General features: G+C 62.1%; 15 protein-coding genes. 2 read left to right on the forward strand and 13 right to left on the reverse strand.

Features of this window, described 5'->3' with window-relative positions; translation table 11 throughout:
* Window positions 1-15: 15 nt before the first annotated feature.
* The 7 genes from AAFN84_RS12325 to AAFN84_RS12355 form a co-directional block, all read right to left on the reverse strand.
* Window positions 16-1,362: an MmgE/PrpD family protein gene (locus AAFN84_RS12325; RefSeq protein ID WP_347514843.1), complete on the reverse strand. Its 1,347-nt coding sequence runs from the start codon at window positions 1,360-1,362 to the stop codon at window positions 16-18.
* A complete protein-coding gene (locus AAFN84_RS12330; protein ID WP_347514844.1) occupies window positions 1,359-2,483 on the reverse strand; it encodes a CapA family protein in 1,125 nt (374 codons plus the stop codon). The genes AAFN84_RS12325 and AAFN84_RS12330 overlap by 4 nt, the downstream gene beginning before the upstream one ends.
* Window positions 2,480-3,454 carry an oligopeptide/dipeptide ABC transporter ATP-binding protein gene (locus AAFN84_RS12335; RefSeq protein WP_347514845.1) on the reverse strand — a complete coding sequence of 325 codons (975 nt, stop codon included), beginning with the start codon at window positions 3,452-3,454 and terminating at the stop codon, window positions 2,480-2,482. Before AAFN84_RS12335 ends, AAFN84_RS12330 begins: the two co-directional genes overlap by 4 nt.
* The gene (locus AAFN84_RS12340) at window positions 3,451-4,467 is read right to left on the reverse strand and encodes an ABC transporter ATP-binding protein (RefSeq protein WP_347514846.1); all 1,017 of its coding nucleotides are present in this window, start codon (window positions 4,465-4,467) and stop codon (window positions 3,451-3,453) included. Before AAFN84_RS12340 ends, AAFN84_RS12335 begins: the two co-directional genes overlap by 4 nt.
* Window positions 4,464-5,303 (reverse strand): ABC transporter permease, encoded by an 840-nt coding sequence (locus tag AAFN84_RS12345; RefSeq protein WP_347514847.1) that lies wholly within the window; start codon window positions 5,301-5,303, stop codon window positions 4,464-4,466. The genes AAFN84_RS12340 and AAFN84_RS12345 overlap by 4 nt, the downstream gene beginning before the upstream one ends.
* On the reverse strand, window positions 5,300-6,223 hold the full coding sequence (locus tag AAFN84_RS12350) for an ABC transporter permease (protein WP_347514848.1): 924 nt from the start codon (window positions 6,221-6,223) through the stop codon (window positions 5,300-5,302). Before AAFN84_RS12350 ends, AAFN84_RS12345 begins: the two co-directional genes overlap by 4 nt.
* A gap of 84 nt (window positions 6,224-6,307) precedes the next feature.
* Window positions 6,308-7,882, reverse strand: a complete 1,575-nt coding sequence (locus tag AAFN84_RS12355) for an ABC transporter substrate-binding protein (protein WP_347514849.1) — start codon at window positions 7,880-7,882, stop codon at window positions 6,308-6,310.
* Between the two features lie 192 nt (window positions 7,883-8,074).
* On the opposite strand from AAFN84_RS12355, the gene AAFN84_RS12360 reads away from it, so the two are divergent.
* Complete coding sequence (locus tag AAFN84_RS12360; protein ID WP_347514850.1) at window positions 8,075-8,743, forward strand: GntR family transcriptional regulator; 669 nt, start codon at window positions 8,075-8,077, stop codon at window positions 8,741-8,743.
* Between the two features lie 22 nt (window positions 8,744-8,765).
* Here the strand turns inward: AAFN84_RS12360 and AAFN84_RS12365 are convergent, their stop codons facing one another.
* Window positions 8,766-10,064 (reverse strand): cytochrome P450, encoded by a 1,299-nt coding sequence (locus tag AAFN84_RS12365; protein WP_347514851.1) that lies wholly within the window; start codon window positions 10,062-10,064, stop codon window positions 8,766-8,768.
* Window positions 10,065-10,114: 50 nt separating this feature from the next.
* Window positions 10,115-11,227, reverse strand: coding sequence for a CapA family protein (locus tag AAFN84_RS12370; RefSeq protein ID WP_347514852.1), 1,113 nt, complete (start codon window positions 11,225-11,227; stop codon window positions 10,115-10,117).
* Window positions 11,228-11,327: 100 nt separating this feature from the next.
* On the opposite strand from AAFN84_RS12370, the gene AAFN84_RS12375 reads away from it, so the two are divergent.
* Window positions 11,328-12,887, forward strand: coding sequence for a tyrosine-type recombinase/integrase (locus AAFN84_RS12375; RefSeq protein ID WP_347514853.1), 1,560 nt, complete (start codon window positions 11,328-11,330; stop codon window positions 12,885-12,887).
* On the opposite strand, the gene AAFN84_RS12380 is transcribed toward AAFN84_RS12375, so the two are convergent.
* The 4 genes from AAFN84_RS12380 to AAFN84_RS12395 are packed head-to-tail and all read right to left on the reverse strand — an operon-like array spanning window position 12,888 to window position 20,210.
* Window positions 12,888-16,019 carry a type I restriction endonuclease gene (locus AAFN84_RS12380; protein WP_347514854.1) on the reverse strand — a complete coding sequence of 1,044 codons (3,132 nt, stop codon included), beginning with the start codon at window positions 16,017-16,019 and terminating at the stop codon, window positions 12,888-12,890.
* Window positions 16,016-17,080, reverse strand: coding sequence for a restriction endonuclease (locus AAFN84_RS12385; protein ID WP_347514855.1), 1,065 nt, complete (start codon window positions 17,078-17,080; stop codon window positions 16,016-16,018). The genes AAFN84_RS12380 and AAFN84_RS12385 overlap by 4 nt, the downstream gene beginning before the upstream one ends.
* Complete coding sequence (locus tag AAFN84_RS12390) at window positions 17,077-18,378, reverse strand: restriction endonuclease subunit S (protein WP_347514856.1); 1,302 nt, start codon at window positions 18,376-18,378, stop codon at window positions 17,077-17,079. The genes AAFN84_RS12385 and AAFN84_RS12390 overlap by 4 nt, the downstream gene beginning before the upstream one ends.
* Window positions 18,375-20,210, reverse strand: a complete 1,836-nt coding sequence (locus AAFN84_RS12395) for a class I SAM-dependent DNA methyltransferase (protein WP_347514857.1) — start codon at window positions 20,208-20,210, stop codon at window positions 18,375-18,377. Before AAFN84_RS12395 ends, AAFN84_RS12390 begins: the two co-directional genes overlap by 4 nt.
* Between the last annotated feature and the right edge of the window lie 37 nt (window positions 20,211-20,247).

Consider the following 20,247-nt stretch of genomic DNA (forward strand, 5'->3'; position numbering starts at 1 on the left):
GCTATCAGGCGGGGCTCAGATCAGCGGCGCGAACGTTTCCGCGCCGGTCATTTCAAGCCCATCGACAGCCTCACGGAGCGCGTGGGACGTCAGCGGCTTCCTTGCGCGCTCCAGACAGGCGGTCAGCTTGGCTTGAAAGTCATCGGGATCGATCGATCCCGCGCGCCATACCGGCAGCGTTGCCACGGGCACGTCCACCCGCCTACCGCCAAACAGGGTCGCTGAATAAATGCCCTCGCCCGACATGGTATCATCGACCCGTGTGAGTTTCACCTTTCCGGCCAAGTCCAGCACTTGCTGGTCATTCCGCGCCGCCTCGTCGAAATTCCCCAGTCCGACGGAGCCGTGGGTCATGGCTGCCGCGAACACGAAGGGGACCGAGAACTTGGCATCGATTGCCGTTTGCGGTCGCAGGCGCTGCGCGCGCGGTTCGAACAGCATGTCGTTGGGCGGCGCGACGACGGCGTCGATGCTGGCGATGTCGTCGGCTTCGACCCCGCTGCGCAGCAACTCCTGCGCGGCGGCTATCGCGCCATGGGTGCCCCGGCACGAGGGCCAGCGCTTGATGCCGACGGAAGCAGCATGAAAGCTCGATCCGAAGCCATCGAGCATCGCCCCGTGATCGAGGGGCAAACCGGTCAATTGCATCGCCAGGCCGCTTGGTCCCTCGAGCGGCTCCTCGACCGCGCGCACAACCGCCTTGGCCATCAGGACGCCCTCGACCGCCGCACGTGCCGCGAGCCCGTCCCGCATGGCGCGCAGGCTGGAGGCCGGGCTACGCTTGAGTTCGTCGTCGAGCTTGAACTGGCAGGCCGCCAAGCCGATCGCATCTATTATCCCGATCGGCGAAAGCCCGGCGAGATGGGCGCCAGCGGCGGCCGCGCCGATGCCGCTCAGCATCGGTGGATGGTACCAGCCTCGCCGCGCAGGGTCACCGCGCAGGGCGAGCGAAAGCCGGCACGCCACCTCGCAGCCGACCGCCAATGCGGCGATCATCGACCTGCCGTCGCTGCCGAAATGTTGCGCGAGCGCCAGCACCGTGGGAATGACGGAGGCGTTGGGGTGGATCTTTCCTTCCTCGAACGTGTCCTCGAAATCGAGCACATGGGCGAGGGCGCCATTGGCAAGCGCGGCCGCGCCGGGTAGATAGCCACCGCCCTCGCCTATGACCGAGCAGTTTCCGGGCGCCATCGACGTGGCGTGTCGGATCAAAGCCTCAGCGCCATCGTCTTCCCCGCGCCCGGCCACCATGCAGGCAAGCCCGTCGGCGAGACAGACTTTCACGGCGCGAATCGTGAACGCGTCGAGATCGTCGTAGGTAACGGCGTGCAGCGCCTCGGCGAGGGCGCGTGTGAGGCTCATCCTGCTGCTTCGACGCGCAGCACGTCCCCGTCGGCCACGATGCGCGAGCCGAGTTCGGCTTCATCAGTGATCGCCTGCAGGTAACCGTGAATCCTGCCAAAGCGGTCGTCGCCGGCGGCCACGATCTTGGGATCGGCGTCGCGGTCGATCCAGACCGGCACGAAGCGCAAGTCGCTGACGCCCTGCTTCGACAGGCGGGCTTCGACCATCATGCTCATCGCGGAATCCGGCGGGAAATTGTAGCGGCTCCCAAAATCAGGCACCCAGTCGGGATTGAGCTTCTGGATTTCGCGAAAACCCTTCGATTGCGCATGGGCTTCGTCCATGCGCAGGTCGATGGCAAAATTGGCCAGGGAATGCGCGATCACCTTGCCTTTGTAGACCTCTATCCCCTTGAGGATATGCGCATGATGCCCGAGGACCAGGTCGGCGCCGGCGTCGATGGCGGCATGCGCCACCTCTCGCTGATAGTCGGGTACGATCGCCGGCGTGAAGTGGATGCCGGCATGGTGCGACAGGATGACGATGTCGGCTTGCCTCCGCGCGTCCCGGATCGACTGAAGCAGCGCGTCGAGGTCGGGACGGTGCGAGTAGGTGTGGATGCGTGCCGGCGTTCCCGGCTGGTCGTGCTCAACCTGCTCGTAGACCGTGAACGCCCGCATCGGGGCGCAGCCGGCGCGGTTGTCCTCGGCCCAGTAATTCATCGGCAGGATCGAGTTGACCGCGACGATGGCAACGCGCACGCCGTTGCGCTCGACGATCGCCGGGCTCCTTGCTTGCGCGATAGACGGCCCGGTCCCCACCTGAACCGCGCCAGCGCGCTCCAAGTGCATGAGTGTATCGGCAAGGCCGTCGGTTCCCCAGTCCATGCAGTGGTTGCCGGCAAAGGAAACGACCTCAAGCCCGGCATCGACGAGCGCGTCTGCGATCGCCGGATCGCCGCGCATGGTATGGCGTGCCTGCGGCAGCCGTACGCCGCGCGTGGTGAGGTTAACCTCAAGCTGGCAGAAGCCGAGGTCGGCGCGCTGCAGACGTGCGCGTACACGGTCGAAAATCGTCGCCGGCGTTTCCCTGTCGGGCGCGACGTCGCCCACCGCGACGAACTCGATGACGCCAGTCACTGCGCCAGTTCCGGATCGAGAAGATGGCATGCGGCGCTGCCGCCATGCGGCGCCGCCAGATCTGCCGGCCGAATGCGGGCGCAGACCTCCATCGCCAGCGGACAGCGTGTATGATACGCGCAGCCGCCCGGCGGAACGAGCGGGCTAGGCAGTTCGCCACGAGGCGGCAGTTCGGGCGGCGGCGCGTCCGGGTCCGGTGGCAGCGCGGCCGCCAGGAGCGCCTTGGTATAGGGGTGGCTTGGCGCCGTGCATATCGCAGCCGCCGCGCCGCGTTCTATGACGCGGCCTAAATACATCACGATCACTTCATGCGCCATGAAGCGCACTGTGGCGAGGTCATGCGAGATGAAGACGCAGCCGAGGCCGTATTCGTCCTGCAGGTCCTTCAGGAGGTTGAGGATCTGCGCCCGGATGGAAATGTCCTGCGACGACACCGGCTCGTCGAGCATCAGCACCCTCGGCCGCGAGGCAATGGCACGGGCGATCGCGATGCGTTGGCGCTGGCCGCCGGAAAACTCGCTCGGAAAGCGCTTAGCATCCGCCGCCCGCAACCCGACCGCCTCCAGTACTTCGCCGACGCGCTGGTCGATGTCCTTGCGGGTGAGGCCGGGGATCGTGGACAGCGGTTCGGCGACGATGCCGCCGACCCACATACGCGGATCAAGCGACGAGAACGGATTCTGGAATACCGGCTGCACGGCGCGCCGAAATTCCTGGCGCTGCGCCTTCGACAGTTCGGCAAGCGGCGTCCCGCCAAAGCGGACCGTCCCGGTCGTCGGCGTGTCGAGCATCAGGAGCATGCGGTTCAACGTGGTCTTGCCGCAACCGGATTCGCCAACGACGCCGAGTGTGCGGCCCGGCTGCAACGCCAGCGCGACATCGGTCACCGCGTGCAGGCTATGCTGGCGCCCGTGATGCCTCACCGAAAAGACGCGGCCGATGCCCTCGGCGGACAGGATCGGGGCGCTCATGCGATGGTCCTCTCGCTGTCGAGCGGAAACCAGCAGCGCACGGCGCGGCCCGTGCCGGCGCCAGTGATCGGCGGGGGCTCCTGGCATCGGGCTTGCGCGTTCGCACAGCGGGGATGGAAGCGGCACCCTTGCGGGCGGGCGCCGACATGCGGAGGTGAGCCGGGAATGGTCGGCAGCCTTTCAAGGCTGGAGTTGACCGTCGGCACGCTGTCGAGCAGGGCTCGCGTGTACCAATGAGCCGGCCTTCGGAAGATGTCGCGCACCGGACCCTCCTCGACGATCTGACCCGCATACATCACCGCCACTCGGTCGCACATTCTGGCGACGACCCCGAAATCATGGGTGATGAACAGCATCGCCATGCCGAGCCGCTGCTGCAGAGCCTTGAGCAGTTCGAGGAACTGATACTGGATTGTGACGTCGAGCGATGTGGTCGGCTCGTCAGCGATGAGCAGTTTGGGCGCACGCGCCAGCGAAATCGCGCCGACGACGCGCTGGCGCATGCCACCGCTCATCTGGTGGGGGAAGTTCGCGAGTCTGGCCTCCGGCGACGGGATGCGCACATCGTCCAGCGCCCTGACCGCGCGCTCGTGCAGGCTGCCTTCGCCGGTCGCGTGGCGGCGCAGCCCCTCCTTGAGCTGGCTTCCAATCGAGAATACCGGATTGAGCGAGGCCATCGGGTCCTGCAGGATCATCGAGATCTCCCCGCCGCGAACCCCCGACAGCTGCTTTGCGTCCATCGCGGCGACATCGTCGCCCTGATAGAGGATGCGGCCGTGCATGCCCCTGTCGAGTGCCTGGGGCAGGAGGCGCATGATCGCCATGCCGGTGGTCGTCTTCCCAGATCCGCTCTCGCCGACGAGCCCGAGTGTCTCGCCGGGAGCGATTGACAGCGACACGTTCTCGATCAGCGCCGGGGCGTCCGGTTCCGGCCCCACACGCACCGTCAGGTCCTCGACCGACAGCAGCGGGGAGGGCGAAGACGCCTCACGGATGGATGCCGGGAACGTCACAGGTTCCTCCCTCTCAGGGCAGGGTTGATGCGGTCGGCAAGGGCATCGCCGACGATATTGATCGACATCACCGTCAGCAGGATCGCGAGCCCCGGCAGCATGCACAGCCACCAGGCGGTGACGATGTAGGAGCGCCCGTCGGCGACCATCGAGCCCCAGGATGGATTGGGAGGCGGCACGCCGACACCAAGGAAGCTCAACGACGCTTCCAGCACGATGACGATGCCGACCTGAAGCGTGGCAATGACGATCAGCGGCGGCGCGATATTGGGCAGTATGTGGCGCGTGATGATGCGCATATCCGACAGCCCCGAGGTTCGCGCGAGGTCGACATAGTCCTCGTTGCGGATCTTCAGGGTCTCGCCCCGTGCCATACGGGCATACTGGCTCCACAGCACCAGCGAGATCACGATGACGATGTTGGCGAAACTTGGCCCGCTGATCGCTCCGATCAGCAGTGCCAGCAGGATGACCGGGAAAGACAGCGCGAGGTCGACAAGCCGCATGAGCATCCTGTCCGTCCAGCCACCGAAATACCCGGCGATGGTGCCGATCAGTGTCCCGATCGTGCCGGCGATCGCGATCACGATGACGCAGACCGTGAGCGAAATCCTGGCGCCGGCGATGATCCGGGACAGCACGTCGCGTCCGAGCCTGTCGGTTCCGAGAAGGTAGGCCCAGTCGCCGCCTTCCTGCCAGGCCGGCGGCAAGAGCCGCGCCCGCAGGGAGCCCGCCAGGGGATCATGCGGCGCGATGAAGGGTCCGAGCAGCGCCACGACCACGAACAGCAGCAGCAGGATGAGCGCGACGCGCACGGAGACCGGCAGCGAGGTCATCCGCGGCTCCGCATTCTGGGGTCGACGATGATGTAGAGCACGTCGACGAGCAGGTTGGCGAAGATGAACAGCGCGGTCGTCACCAGCACGACGGCCTGCACCACCGGAAAGTCGCGCGAGAGGATCGATTCATAGGCGAGCCGGCCGATGCCGGGCCACGCGAACACCGTCTCCACGATGACGGCACCGGTGATCATCACGGCGAAGAAGGTGCCCATGAATGTGATCACGGGAATGAGGCTATTGGCGAGCGCATGCTTCCACACCACGACCGTCTCGGGCAGGCCCTTGATGCGCGCCAGCTTGATATACTCGCTGCCGAGCGCCTCGAGCATGCTGGATCGCACCAGCCGGGTGATCGCGGCCAGGGTGAACAGGCCGAGCGTCAAGGCGGGCAGGACGTAGTGCTGCCATCCGCCATAGCCGGAGGTCGGCAGCCAGCGCAGCTTTACCGCGAACACGTACATGAGCACGATGCCGAGCCAGAAACTCGGCACCGACTGGCCGACCAGCGCGACGAGGCGCGCGATAACATCAACTGCTGAGCCACGCGAGATAGCAGCGAAGACGCCGAACACGATGCCGATGGCGAGCGTGAATGCCAGGGCGACGCCAGCGAGCGAAAGCGAAGCGGGCAGCCGTGAAAGCACCAGGCCCAGCGCCGGCTCGTTGCCGGCGGCAAGGGAACGGCCGAAATCGCCTGACGTGACGTCGGCGAGGAAGCGGAGGTACTGCACGGGCAATGGCTGGTCGAGGCCAAGCTGACGGGTCAGGGCGATCTTGTCGGCCTCGGTCGCCCCGTCACCCAGCAACAGCGCCACTGGGTCGCCGGTCAGGCGGGTCAGCAGGAAAATCACGACGCTCATCAGAAGCAGGGCGAAGAATGCTTCCACAAGTCGGATGGCTATGGTCTTCAGCATGGCTCCGCCCGGCTTCGCCGGCAATTGGGTAATGCGTGCGTGGCGACCGGCCTCCCGGTCGCCACGCATTGGTCAGGGAGGACGTTACTGCGCTTTTCCGACCTGGTCGAAATTCCAGACATAGGCCGTGGTGATGTCCCACGAGCCGACCTTGTCGCTGACGCCGTAGGGCTCGTTGGCAAGCGCGATGAAGACGGCGGCAGCTTCGTCGCGGAGATACTGACCGATCCTGGTGAACTCTGCCTGGCGTTTGGCGGCGTCCTGCTCGGTCGAGAAGGTCTGGATCATCTGCTCCAGTTCTTCCGAGGTGAAGCTCGCAAAGACGCTCTTTTCCATGTAGCCGGCTTCCATGCCGTTGGCAGCGCTCGCAAACGGGAAACCGCGGTGCGTCCAGACGTAACCGTTGGCGCGCCCCTCCGTCCACTCGCTGCGAAGCGCGGGCCAGTCGACGGGCTCGATGGTGGCGTTGACGCCGATGTTCTGCCAGTAGAGCGACACCGCCTCGGCCATCAGGGGCAGTTCTGCGCCCGGCGCGGTGGTGAAGGTGCGGATGGTGATGTCGAAGCCGTTCGGATAGCCGGCTTCGGCAAGAAGCGCCTTGGCCTTCTCCGGATCGTACGGATACGGCTCGACACCGGACCATGCCGACACCGGGGTGTCGCTCGATGCAACGGTCGCCTCGCCCTGGAAGAGCTCGTCGATGATCGTCTGCTTGTCGACCGCGTAGTTGAGCGCCTGTCGCACTTCGCGCTTTGCCCATGGGTTGTCGGCGTTGTAGCGGTTTTCCGCCGTCTGGATCAGGCCGCCGAAACGCACCACAGGAGACCATGTGGCTTCGGCCGAGACGATATCCAGCCCCGCCTCCCTGACGGCCGGGATCGAATCGAATCCGATCGGCGCAATGTCCGCCTCGCCGGTCTGCAGCATGGCGACGCGAGTCGATTCCTCGGGCACCACCTTGAAGCGCACCGTTTCGAATTCCGGCTTGGCGCGCCAGTGGCCGTCGACGTCGTCACGCGTCTTGAAGACGATTTCGGAGCTCTTAACCTGGCTGTCGAGCACATAGGGACCGGTACCGACCGGATCGGCCTGCGCGGCTTCATCCCCGACGCTCTCGACATAGTCCTTGGAAACGATGCCAAGCTGCTGAGAGGCGCCGAAATAGCCTTGAGCCAGCTCGAAATCCGGGAAGTTCAGGTTGACGACAACGGTGCGCGGATCGGGTGTCTCAACAGAGGCGATCAGGCGACGCATGGGCGAAGCCGGCCCGGCCCGCGAGTCTTCGCCGATGATGCGGGTGATCGAATAGGCGACGTCTTCGGAGGTCATCTCGCCATGGTCACCGGAGAAGGTCACGCCCTCGCGCAGCGTGAAGGTCCACTGCTTGCCGTCCTCGCTCATTTCCCAGCTTTCCGCCAGGCCGGGAATCGTCTCCTTGGTCTGCGGGTCGATGTAGGTCAGGTATTCGTAGACGAGATCGAGATAGGTCTTGCGCTGGCCACTTCCCGCCCACGGCGTCATCGTCTCTTCCGAAAAAGTGGAAAGGGCGATGACCAGTTCGTTTTCGTCGGCGAAGGCGGGCGTGGCGCCCGCAAGGGCAATCGAGAATGCGCAGGCGGCCGAAAGGCGCACCATCGAACGGCTAAGAACCAGTGTCATCGTTTCCTCCCTTGATGACCGCTAAGCAGATCGGTCGATATTGTTATGACGCAAAACAATTATGTCAACAAAATTGTCGACTTTCTGTCTCGCTTCGTCAAGACTCATCCCTCTTGCCACTCGCATCCCAACCGCTAGGGTGGCGCCGAAAATCGAAGGAGAGGCGCGGCTTGCGCCGTCCACGGGCCCGACATGAGCATTTCCGAGATATCCCCCACGACTGGCGGCATCGTCGACAGCATCAAGGCCAAGATTCATCGCGGCCAATTCGCGCCAGGCCAAAGGCTGATCGAGGTCGACCTTGCCGAGGAGTTCGCCGTCGGACGCGGCCGCATCCGCGAGGTGTTCAAGACACTGGTCGGAGAGGGCTACCTGCAATTTGTCGAGAATCGCGGTGTCTATGTCCGCCGCTTCACCCGCGAGGAAATCCTCGAGATGGGGCGTGTGCGTGAGGTGCTCGAGGGGCTTTCGGCACGCCTTGCGGCGGAGAGACATCTTTCGGAAACGGAAAAGGAAACGCTGCGCTCTCACCAGGCCGCGCTCGACGATGCCGAAACCAATGGCGACGTCGACCGCTACAACGCTGAGAACTTTGCCTATCATGCGACCATTGCCGCGATTGCCGGCAACCGGCACATGACGGACTCGCTGGAACGCGTCCGCCTGCCGCTCTACCGGCTGCAACTGCCGCGCAGCTTCTCGGCGGATTCGATGACACGCTCCAACAGCGACCACAAGGTGATCACCGCCTCGATCCTGGCAAGCAGTCCCGACGCCGCGGAATCGGCGATGCGCGCCCATGTTCGGGCCGGCAACGAGCACGTGCTGCGGCTCGCCGAGCATTACTTCAAGAACGGGTAGCGTCGTGCCGCCGCGTAGCGCTTCATGAAAATTGCACGGGAACGCTGAGCGGCCCGTATTCCGGCCATGTGGTCATCGGCACGGGGCCCGTGATCTCGATCCGGCTGGTCTTCGCGATGATCTCTTCGAGCGTCACCCGCAGCATCAGCCTCGCCAACGGCGCGCCCGCGCACTGGTGCGGTCCGAAGCCAAACGCCATGTGCTGGCGGGTCTTGGCCCGATCGAGGCGAAACTCGTCCGGATCCTCGAATGCATCGGGATCGCGGTTGGCGGATGTGAAAGAGAGCGCAATCGCCTCGTCCTTGCGGATCAGTCGCCCGCCGATCTCGACATCGCGCTTCGGCGTGCGGGCAAAGCCGCGATAGGGCGTATAGAGCCGCAGCAATTCCTCGAGCGCCGCCGGAATCAGCGACGGGTCGTCCTTGAGCATGCGGTGATGCTCCGGATGCCTTGCCAGATGGATGACCATCGATCCGGTAAACGTGGTGGGGGCGATGATGCCGACGACCAGAAGCTGGCGGATGGTGCCGAGAATCATCGGTTCGGGCAGCGGCTCGCCGTCCTGGCGCGCAGCCAGCAACGCACTGGTCGGGTCCTCTTTCGGATCGAGCGGCTCCCGCTTGCGCAGTTCGATGATGTCGCGCGCTACCTCATAAAGGAACAGGCTGGTCTGCTCCAGCTTGGCCATGTCCTTCGTCTGCAGCGCACGATTGAAGTCGGCGCCGATGTCGCGGATCTTCTCTGCCTGAGCAGGCGGGATGTTGAAGAACTCGGCCAAGACGAATATCGGCAGACGATAGGAAAAGTCGACGCAGATGTCGCCTTCGCCGCGATCGACCAGCGGCTGGAACAGGTCCTGGGTTATGCGCCGCACGATCGGTTCCCAGTGCTGCATCCGCACGGTGCTGAAGAGCGGCGTCACAGCCCTGCGATAAGGCGTGTGCTCGGGCGGATCGAGGTGCAGGGGCGGCCGGCGGCCCGAGGTGGCGACACGCGGAACGACGTTCTGAACCGCCGTCGAGAATGTTTCCACGTCCGCGAGCGTACGAAACACGTCCTCGTATTTCGTCAGGACCCAGAACCCCTCAAAATCGCTCGTATGGGCAACTGGACAGCGCCCGCGCAAATCCGAAAACAGCGCATGGGGGGAATCGAAGTCCTCGCTCACATCAGCGTCGAACTCGTGTAGCGTGTTGACGGGGCGCTCGACCTTGAGGCGCTCGGCGCCTCCCGTGAGCGCCTGCCGCATGGTCTGTGTCGTGTCGTCCGTCGTCCGGTCTTCGTCATAGTCTGGCACGCGCATCTCCCAGGTTGTCGACATTAATGCCGACAACTTTCCTGCAAGACAAGTGAAGAGTGCTCATTTCCAGTCTATGTGCTTTCGATCGTCAACAATCCATGCGCTTTCGCCAAATGCGTGGAGAAACCGGCGGCGTCCGAGACACGCGCGAGATAGGACTGGACCGCGTCGAAGGCCGGGTCGCCCGCATCGAGCAGATGAGGCGTGCTGTGGTCGTCGATGAGCGCCGGATGAAATGCCACTCCCGTCAGCGTGCTCCCGTCAAATTCCAGCCGCGCGATACCGGTGAGACGCGTGTCCGGCGGCAGCATGTAGGTCGCGGCGGGGTCGAAATCCGGATTGAGGCTCGCCAGATGGCGGAAACTCTCGGTTTCAACGATCGAGGGGTCGAAGATGTGCGGCTGTTCGATTGCGAAATTGCCGAGGCTGCAGAAGATCGGCGCACCACGATGGAATTCCACGCCCTTGAGAATGTGGGCGTGGTGGCCGACGATCGCCGCAGCACCGGCTTCGATCGCTGCACGTGCTGCCTCGCGCTGGTAGTGGGCGATGACCGCTTCCGTCATGTGGATGCCCCAATGCATCGACACGATCACCACGTCCGCGTGCTGCCGCGCCGTTTGGATGTCGCCCACCATCGCGGCGAGATCGTCCGGGTCGCAAAAGCTGAGCACCCTTGCGCCTGTACCCGGCTGGTCCGGCTCAATCTGTCGATAGGTCGTGAGAGCACGGAGTGGCGCGCAACCGGCGCGGCGAACGTCCGCCGCATAACCTTCGGGGAGAATCGAGTTGTATCCGAGAAAGGCGAAACGGGTCCCGTCACGCTCGACGATCGCAGGCTTGCGCGCCTCGGCGATCGTCTCTCCGGCACCGCAAAGCGGGATCGACACACCCGCCATCGCCGCGAGCGTGTCCGAAAATCCCTCGTACCCCCAGTCCAGGCAATGATTGCCGGCAAAGCTCATCACGTCGAAGCCGGCCCGCGCCAGCGCCGGCGCGAAGTCCGTCCCGGTGCGCATCGCCAGTCGCGCATTGGGGCTCATCGCGCCGCCATCGGTAATGACGCTCTCGAGCTGCCCGAACGTTATGGCATCGCTGGAAAGAAGTGCGCGGCTGCCATCGAAGATCGTATCGGGAGCAACGCGCCTGGCCGCGACGTCCCCCACCGCCAGTACCGTCGTCATCTGGACGCCCCTCCCGTGTCGTTATGATCCATAACAGTATGGGCGGAAACCGGTCGCGTTTCCATCGCGCATTGAGGCGGTTGGCGATTATCGGCGAGGATTGAGTGATGAAGCGATTGACGTCACGACGAAAGTCGAGCCATCGGTCGAATGCGCGTCCGAAGATCGGAACTTTAGAAGATGGTGGAGCCAAGCGGGGAAGATCATTACCTACCAAAATCCCGTTACCAATCAGATATTTGATGACATATCAGTAGGTTGGTGGTACGTCAACGGGGTACGAAGCGGGGTACGCAGAGGAACCTTTTTGGCGAGATCAGCAGCAAACGATCGGCAGTATCTGGAGCCTCATCGAGGGAAGTGGCGCGTCACCGTCTCCGTGCCTATCGGCCTCCGTGAGAAGCTGGGCACGAGATTGAAACACCCTCTCGGTACGGACAGCTTGGCGATGGCCAACGCGATGAAATGGCCGATCGTCCACGAGTTCAAAGCGCAAATCGCACAAGCGGCGGGCTCGGGAACTGATTTGCGAGCGGTGGCGGAGGAGTTTCGCCGACAGCGGAAGACGGCGAAAAGCGATGCAGAGGCGGATGAGGTAGAAACCGGCATCTCGATAACCATTGATGCTTTACTGGGTCGGGAGGTGGGTACCGAGGTGGACCCATACTCGGGCGAAGAAACCCCGATCTATTCTCTGGACAAGCTGAAGCAGGTAGAAACCTTCAAACGAGTTCTGGACGGCAACGCCACGCCGCTGGATGAGCCACACAAGCTCTACATGTGTCAGTTGACCGTGAAGCCGCGTACGAAGTCAGACGACCGCCGCGCGATAGCTCTACTGCAGCGGTGGTGCGGGGAACGAGAGGTTCCGCCGTATCTCCAGTCCTTCCCAACAAGAAAGTCCGCAGTGGCTTTCGTCGACGATTTGCAGCGCCTTGAGCCGACCTTGTCGCCCGTAACGTTGAACAAGTACGTCAACCGGCTTTCTCGCTACTGGCAGTGGCTCGAAAAACGCGAAGAGGTTCCTTCTGACATCTGGAAAGGGTTGGCTTTGCCGGTGCCGGTGCAGTCGCACGATGAAAAGGAGCGACCGTTCACGGAAGAGGAGATGAAGAAGCTGTTGCGCGGCAACGCTACCCCGGCGATGCACGATTTGATGAGGATTGCAGCATTAACCGGATGCCGCCTTGACCCCATCGTCTGTCTCCGAGTGCAGGACTGCGCCAATGGAACATTCCTGTTCAAACCGCAGAAGAAGGAAAAGGCGGCGCGTCTTTGTCCAATCCATAGCGACCTCATGGAAATCGTGGAAAGGCGGACCAGTAACAAGAATCCTGAAGACCCGATTTTCCCGGAATGGCCTGGTTTGAAATCGGGAGCAATTCGAGAGCGTTCCACTAAAACCTCAAATGCTTTCACCGCCTACCGACGCAAGGTCGGAGTGGCAGACGAGCGAGATGGACGTCGCCGATCACTCGTCAACTTTCATTCATTCCGGCGCTGGTTTGTTACGGAAGCCGAGCGCGCTGATCAACCCGAGCATCTGATAGCAGCAGTGGTGGGGCACAAGCGAGACGGCATGACGCTCGGCCTATACTCCGCTGGCCCCAAGTTGGAGCAAGCGCGGCGCGTTGTGGAGGCTGTAAAACTACCGCTGTGACTATCGAGCCTCTGCTGCACTGGTTCTACCCGTTCGTGCCCGCAGGGCCTCGTAAAGCTGCCCAGGCCCCAGAAGGACGTCCTTGAGCCCATCTCGCACCCGTGGCGAGTTCAGCGCCTGCTCGCTCATGGTTCGATGAGCGTCGAAGGCGTCGATGATGGCGTCCACCAACGCCTGGGATAAATCCGGCGAACTAGAGAACTGCTCCTTGGTATTGTTCGCAGCCTGCTCGCCAAGCCGTTCGGACTGCAGGAGTTTTCCCTTGATGACGTTGTTCACGTAGACCAACTGATCATCGTCAGACGTGTCGCCCGCGAAAAGCTCGTTGACCTTGGCGATGATCTCCTCAAGCAGCGCCTTCTCTTTCTCCTGTACGGAGCCAGAGCCTGCGTCGTAGATGGCCTGGAGCTTCTCACCCATGCCAGGTGCCAGAGCCAGGTCGCGCTTGCCCTTGGTGGAGAGCTTGTGGTGGCTCAAGACTATGCTGGAGGTATCCATGACCTCGCGCTCACGGCCGAACTTGAGGAGCGGCAGCAAGCGGCGGAAGAAGATGTGCCGCGCTTCCACTGCCGTGTTGCCGAAGTCGATCACCTGCGAGAGGAAGGCATAGAGGCGGATATACGCACCGATGTCGCTGCGGAACAGAATGAGGGCGGCCATCTCGTCCTCGGCGGCTTTCTCCGTCCGCTGGTCGTTCAATGCTCGCGCTACGCGCTGCCGTTCCTGAGCTTCTTTGAAACCGCGCAAGAGGCGGTCTGCGACCGGAGTGATGGCAGCCACCAGGTCGCTCTGCCTTGAGCTGGGGTCCAGTTCGGCATCCACCACGCGGTTCACCTCGAACTCGTCGTAATAGCCGAGCCCATCCAGCTTCGCTTTGAGGTCGAGGACGGTGTTTGGGTCGGTGACGTTGTCGAGCTCGGCGGTCTCGAAGTAGGTCCGGAAGGCCGCCAAAATGTCGTCCCCAGCATTGACGAAGTCGAGGACGTAAGTGTTGTCCTTGCCTGCATGCGCCCTGTTGAGGCGGGAGAGGGTCTGGACGGCTTGGATGCCCGCAAGACGGCGATCCACATACATGCCGCATAGTAGTGGCTGGTCGAAGCCCGTTTGGAACTTATTGGCGACCAGCAGGATGTGGTAATCGGGCAGCTTGAACGCCTCGCGGATGTCGCGACCGGCAAGGCCAGGGTTCAGTTCCTTGCTGGTCTCGGTGAAGGGGTCAGGCCCAGTCCTGGAGTCATTGACCTCGCCCGAGAACGCCACCAGCGTCCCGAGGTCGTAGCCCTGTTCCTTGATGTACTTTTGGATGGCGATCTGCCACCGCACGGCCTCCAAGCGGCTCCCGACCACCACCATTGCCTTCGCCCGCCCGTGCAGCATCGGCTGCACATTGGCGCGGTAGTGCTCGACGACAATCTGGACCTTCTGGCTGATGTTGTAGGGGTGGAGACGAACCCAACGGAGAAGCGACTTCCGCGCTTCCGATCGCTCGACTTCGATCTCGTCCAGGAAGTTGTCTTGGCTCGCCAGACGGAAGGCGAGGTCGTATGGCGTGTAGTTGCGCAGCACGTCGAGGATGAAGCCCTCTTCGATGGCTTGGCGCATGGAGTAGACGTGGAATGGCTTCGGCAAGTTTCCTTCGCCAGCCGGTTGCTCTGGCCATGGCTTTTGCCCGAACAGCTCCAGCGTCTTGCCCTTGGGGGTGGCGGTGAAAGCTACGTACGTGATGCCGCTCTCGGCAGCCCGTGCAGCCATGTTCGCGCCAAGGATGTCCTCGGTGCTAATCTCCCCGCCATCGCTCAAGCTGGCAATCTCCTCGGACGAGAGCACCGCCTTGAGTTTGGCTGCGGCTTCGCCGGTCTGGCTGGAATGCGCTTCGTCTGCAATAACCGCGAACCGTTTGCCTTCGGTGGCCGCGAGGGTTTGAACCTCCTTCAACGCGAAGGGAAAGGTCTGGATGGTGCAGACCACGATCTTCTTACCGTCTGCCAGGGCCTGGGCCAGTTGCCCGCTCTTGGCTCTGCCTTCGTTGCGGATGGTCGCGACCACGCCGGTATTGCGCTCGAAGCTGAAAATTGCCTCCTGAAGCTGCGTGTCGATGACGTTGCGATCAGACACGACCAGCACGCTATCGAAGATCTTGTGGTCCTGGGCATCGTGGAGGTCGGCAAGGAAGTGAGCTGACCATGCAATGGAGTTGGTCTTGCCCGACCCGGCCGAGTGCTGGATGAGGTACTTGGCGCCAGCGCCTTCCTCCAACACGGCTTGCCGGAGCTTCCGCGTAGCGTCGAGTTGGTGGAAGCGGGGGAAGATGTAGCTAGTAAGCTTCTTCTTACTGTCGCGAACGCCCACCAGGTAGCGCCCGATGATCTCAAGCCAGCTGTCGCGCTGCAAAACCTTTTCCCAGAGGTAGGCCGTGGGATGGCCGGAAGGGTTTGGCGGGTTACCCTTGCCCCCCTCGTTACCCTTGTTGAACGGCAGGAAGGCCGTCACTGGCCCGATGAGCTTGGTGCTCATCATGACCTCCGCATTGCTCGCTGCGAAGTGCACCATGGCACCGCCAGGGAAGGCCAGCAGCGGCTCTTCTGGTCCGCCCTTGGGGCTTGGGTGCCGGTCAAATCGATACTGGTCCACAGCGTCCTGAACGGACTGCGTGAAGTCGGTCTTGAGCTCGACCGTTGCCACCGGCAGGCCGTTGAGGAAGAGCACCAGGTCGATCGCGTTCTCGTTGCTGGTCGAGTAGCGCACCTGCCGCACCACGCGAAGCCGGTTGGCCGCGTAACGGGCCAGGATGTCGGTGTTGATGCCCGAGGCAGGCCGGAACTGGGCCAAGCTCAAGGGCGCTCGCAGGCCAACCAGCTCGACACCGTTGCGGAGCACGTCCAGCGTCCCACGGTCGTCCAGCGCCTTTCGGACACGGTCCAGCACGATGGTCTCGGCTGCACTTCCGTTGTTCTTGACGAGTGTGGTCCAGGAGTCGGGTTGGACGGCCTGCAACCAGGCGATAAGGTCGGGGCCGAACATCGCCCGAACGCGGTCGTAGAGCTGGGCATCGCCATCGGCGTAGTACCAGCCATGCCCCGCAAGGTGGCTGCAGACCTCATCCTCGAAGCTGATCTCGCGGTGAAGGTTCATGCGTCCACCTCGCCATCATCGTCCAGTACCAGCGTCCAGGTTCGGCGCAACGGCAGCTCGGCGCGGATGTCCTCCGGCAAGCGGTCGTATACCAGGAGGAGGTTGTCGACCAATTCCTCCCGACCCCAGAGCCGAACCCGGAAGAAAAGTTCATTGGTCCGGCGGCGAACGGAGCTGGTGAAACCACCCCAGCTCACAACCAAACCGTGGTCGGCATGGGTGTCCTGAATGCTGCCAATCAGACCTTGGAGGGTTGGTTGGTCAACCGTGACGTTCCCGGACTTGACCTGGGCCACCACGCGCGGAGCATCAAGCCCGAGTGGTCCATTGCCAGCAACGATGTCGACCCCCGCATCGGCCCCAGGTGGTGATACACGGGTCTGGTAGCCTTGCGCGGACAGAATCGCAGCGACGAGCCGCGTGAAGTCGTGGCCGGTGAAGATCGAGGCAATCCGACGCTCGATCTGGTCACGCGCCAACTGCTCCAGGTTGATCGGCTGGTCTGCGGCCTCCGTGGTTTCTTCATCGGCTGGAGGCTTGGCCAGGGAGGTATTCGAGGCGGCGGAAAATAGAGCCCCATCCCCAGGATCACGTCCCGTCTCTAGCACCGCCTGGACCCGCCGCAGAGCGTTATTGCGGCTGATCTCGCAGACCGTCATGAAAGCACCGAAGCTGTAAAGCAGGTCTTGCTTAAAGCTGTCGCGCGGCAAATCGATCTTGAGCCATTGCACCGGCCGAAGTGCTTCCCCACCCGCGCCTGTGGTGTAGGGTCCAGCGAGGCGTGCTATACCTACGGTGCCGGTGGTCTTGAATGGGGTAACCACAAGATCGCCGGTCTCCGCGACGTTTATGAACTGGTTGATTTGGGCGGCGAAGTTGCGGTGCTTGTTCAGTTTGTCGTTCGGGAACAGCTGGGCCATCTTACCGATAAGCGCTTCGCGGTCCTTGAGGTGCGAGATGTCCTCGGTCAAGCCGAAGCCAATGCGGAGCATATTGTCGTTGAGGGAAGCAGCTTCGCGTTCACCGTTCTTGCCAAGGCGGACGAGCCAGAGCCGGGTCATGCTGCCACCTCTTGAGAGCTGATCTTCCGCGCATCCATCTTGCCAGTAACGGCTGCAGAAATGAGAGCGACTCGTCGCTCGCGCAGTAGACCAATTGCCTGCTCGGCCGACGTGGCGAGCTGGGTATAGCGCTCGGTTCGATCCAGCAGCCAGCCTGCAATTTTTTCCTGTTCGTCGAGCGGAGGAACCAGAACCGGCATCTTCAAGAAATCGTGGTTCGACAGATGGGTTTGATTTGCCCCGTCGTCATGCCTGAGTAGGCCCGGATTTCGATCTAGTTGGTAAAAAAAGAACAGCGGCGACCCGTCGCGCACGGTGAGTGAACATACTCGCTGATTGACGGCGTATGGTCCATCGTCATCAACGAGGAATGCACGGCCGAGAGCTCGACCATTCGGAAGGTCACTCATGACCATCAAGATGTCGCCACGCCTCCCAGGGGTGATGCACTCGGTGCAAAACCTGTGCGGGACACCACCCGTAGAGATGAACCTGGCCGTCACGCAAATGTATTGGCCATCGTCTGAGAAGTAGGGTTCATGCGCCTTACCAGGTTGAAAGTCACACACCTGCTGCAAGCGTCTCACTTCCCAATGCGTGGGTATATCACCCAGCCATTCCACACCCGACGATGTCAAGTTCACCTTGGGGTCAATGCCCTTGGTGACCGCATGGGCGACTAGGGCATCGCGCTTCTCCTTGAGGAGTTTGATCAGCCGGTTCTGCTCCTCCGCCAGCGCATCGATCTTACCCGTTTCGCGGTCGAGGAAGGCGCCGATAGCGACCTGTTCCTCAATTGGTGGTAGCGGATGCTGGAACTTAATCAGGTCTTCTTGGAAGAGATGAGGAACACCCATACCCCCTTTTGCCTGTTCAATCAGGGCAGCCATCTGATGAGACTGAAACAGGTAGTAGGCATAGCTTCCATTCAATCGCGGTCCGGGCGTGATCACAGCAATGGAGCTGTTGACAGTTGCCGGAGTTGGAAGTTCCCGAACCAGGTTTACCGTGCCCAGCGTCGAGCCATCCTTGGCCAGCAACACGTCACCCAATCGAAGCTTGATTTCGGGGGATTCCTCATAGCGCAGGGAACTGATGTAGTTCACGTTTGAGAAGTCGATGTCGCGCCCTTTGATGTTTGGGGTGGCGAGCAGTGCATAGCCTTCGTCGACGTACTCTTCAGCCTTTAGACCCTTCCAACCGAGCCTAGCTCGAACCCAAGCTTCCCAGCCTAGCCTGCTCATTATCCATTTTTCAGGGAGCTTGTCCCGACTGCCGAAGCCATGAGAACTTGTCACGCCTCAAGCCCCCCTATCATTGCCCGGATTCGGTCGGTGACCTCCTTCAGCTCGCTGTCGATCGCCTCCAATGGCCTCGGCGGCTCGAAGACGTAGAAGTGCCGCTTGAAAGAAATCTCGTAACCGACCCTGGTCTTATCCTCATCAATCCATGCATCCGGTGCATGGGGCAGTAATTCGTTCTCAAAGTAGGCTTCAACCTCCTCCGCTAGCGGCAGGTTATCGCTATCCCGAAGGCTACTGTCTGGCTGCGGCTTACCCTTGGCTTTGCCCCTCTGTCCCAGCACAATCTTGCCCGCTTCGTCGCGCAAGGGGCGGTCCACGATAATGGTGCGATAGCCGAAGGTCTGGTTGGAGAAGATGCGGGAAAGCGGCACCAGTTTCACCTTGCCGCCCACAGGGGCAACGGGTTCGGTCTCACCGGACCGGACTACCTGTCGCGCCACTTCCTTGCCCTGGGCATCGAGCACTGTTGCCAACTGAGCCTCGGTGAACTCGCCGAAAAGCCTAGTGATCTCGCCGATATCCTCCGCTCTCATCATCTTGCGCTTGGACCCCAAACTTTTGCGCATCTTTTGCCAGAAGCCGGAGCCGTCGATGAGCTGGACCTGGCCTTTGCGATTAGCGGGCTTGCGGTTGGTTAGCACCCAAACATAGGTCGAGATGCCGGTGTTGTAGAACATGTCCGTGGGCAGCGCGACGATAGCCTCTAACAGGTCGTTCTCCAAAACGTAGCGCCTGATCTCGCTTTCACCACTGCCTGCGCCACCGGTGAATAGGGGGGAGCCGTTGAGGACGATCGCAAACCGACTGCCGCCATCTACCGAAGGTCGCATCTTCGAGACGAGGTGCATCAGGAATAACAAGGAGCCGTCCGACACACGCGGCAGGCCAGGACCGAAGCGGCCATTGAAGCCCTGCTGCTCGTGTTCCTTACGGACTACGCTTTCGACCTTCTTCCACTCGACGCCGAAGGGTGGATTGGAAAGCATATAGTCGAACTTCTCACCAGCATGACCGTCGTCCGACAAGGTGTTGCCGAAGACGATCTTGCTCACATCCTGACCCTTGATCAGCATATCTGACTTGCAAATGGCGTAGCTTTCAGGATTCAGCTCCTGGCCGTTCATCACTAGCCGAGCGTTCGGGTTGTGGTCGAGCAAGTACTCGTCAGCGACCGACAACATGCCGCCTGTGCCAGCCGTTGGGTCGTAGATCGTCCTGATCACACCGGGTTTGGACAGCACCCCGTCGTCCTCGACGAAGAGGAGGTGTACCATGAGGCTAATCACCTCACGAGGCGTGAAGTGCTCACCGGCAGTCTCGTTGGACAGTTCCGAGAAACGCCTGATCAACTCCTCGAACACCAGACCCATCTGGTGGCTGTCCACCTTCTCTGGGTGAAGGTCGATGCGGGCGAACCGCTCGGTGACTTGATAGAGCAGCCCCGCTTTGGCCAGACGGTCGATCTGGGTGGCGAACTCGAACCGCTCGAAGATGTCCCGCACGTCGGCTGAGAAGCCCTGGATGTAGAAGTGCAGGTTGGACGCGATGTTGTCCTGGTCACCCATCAGGGTCTTCATGTCGATGGACGAGGTGTTGAAGAAGGACAGCCCTGACTTCCGCTTGAGAAACGGCGTGGGGTCGATGCCCATGTTCTTCCGCGCCTCGAACTCCGCCACCACAGCAGCACGGGTCGGCTCCAGGACACAGTCGAGGCGGCGCAGGACAGTGAACGGCAGGATGACCTTGCCATAGTCGGACTGCCGGTAGTCCCCTCGCAGCAGGTCCGCGACCGACCAGATGAAAGATGAAAGTGCCTGCTGGTTCACCAGTATGCCCCCGAAGTCGTCTTGAGCTTGTTCAGCT

The organism is Mesorhizobium sp. CAU 1741, assembly GCF_039839275.1.
Classification (GTDB): Bacteria; Pseudomonadota; Alphaproteobacteria; order Rhizobiales; family Rhizobiaceae; genus Aerobium.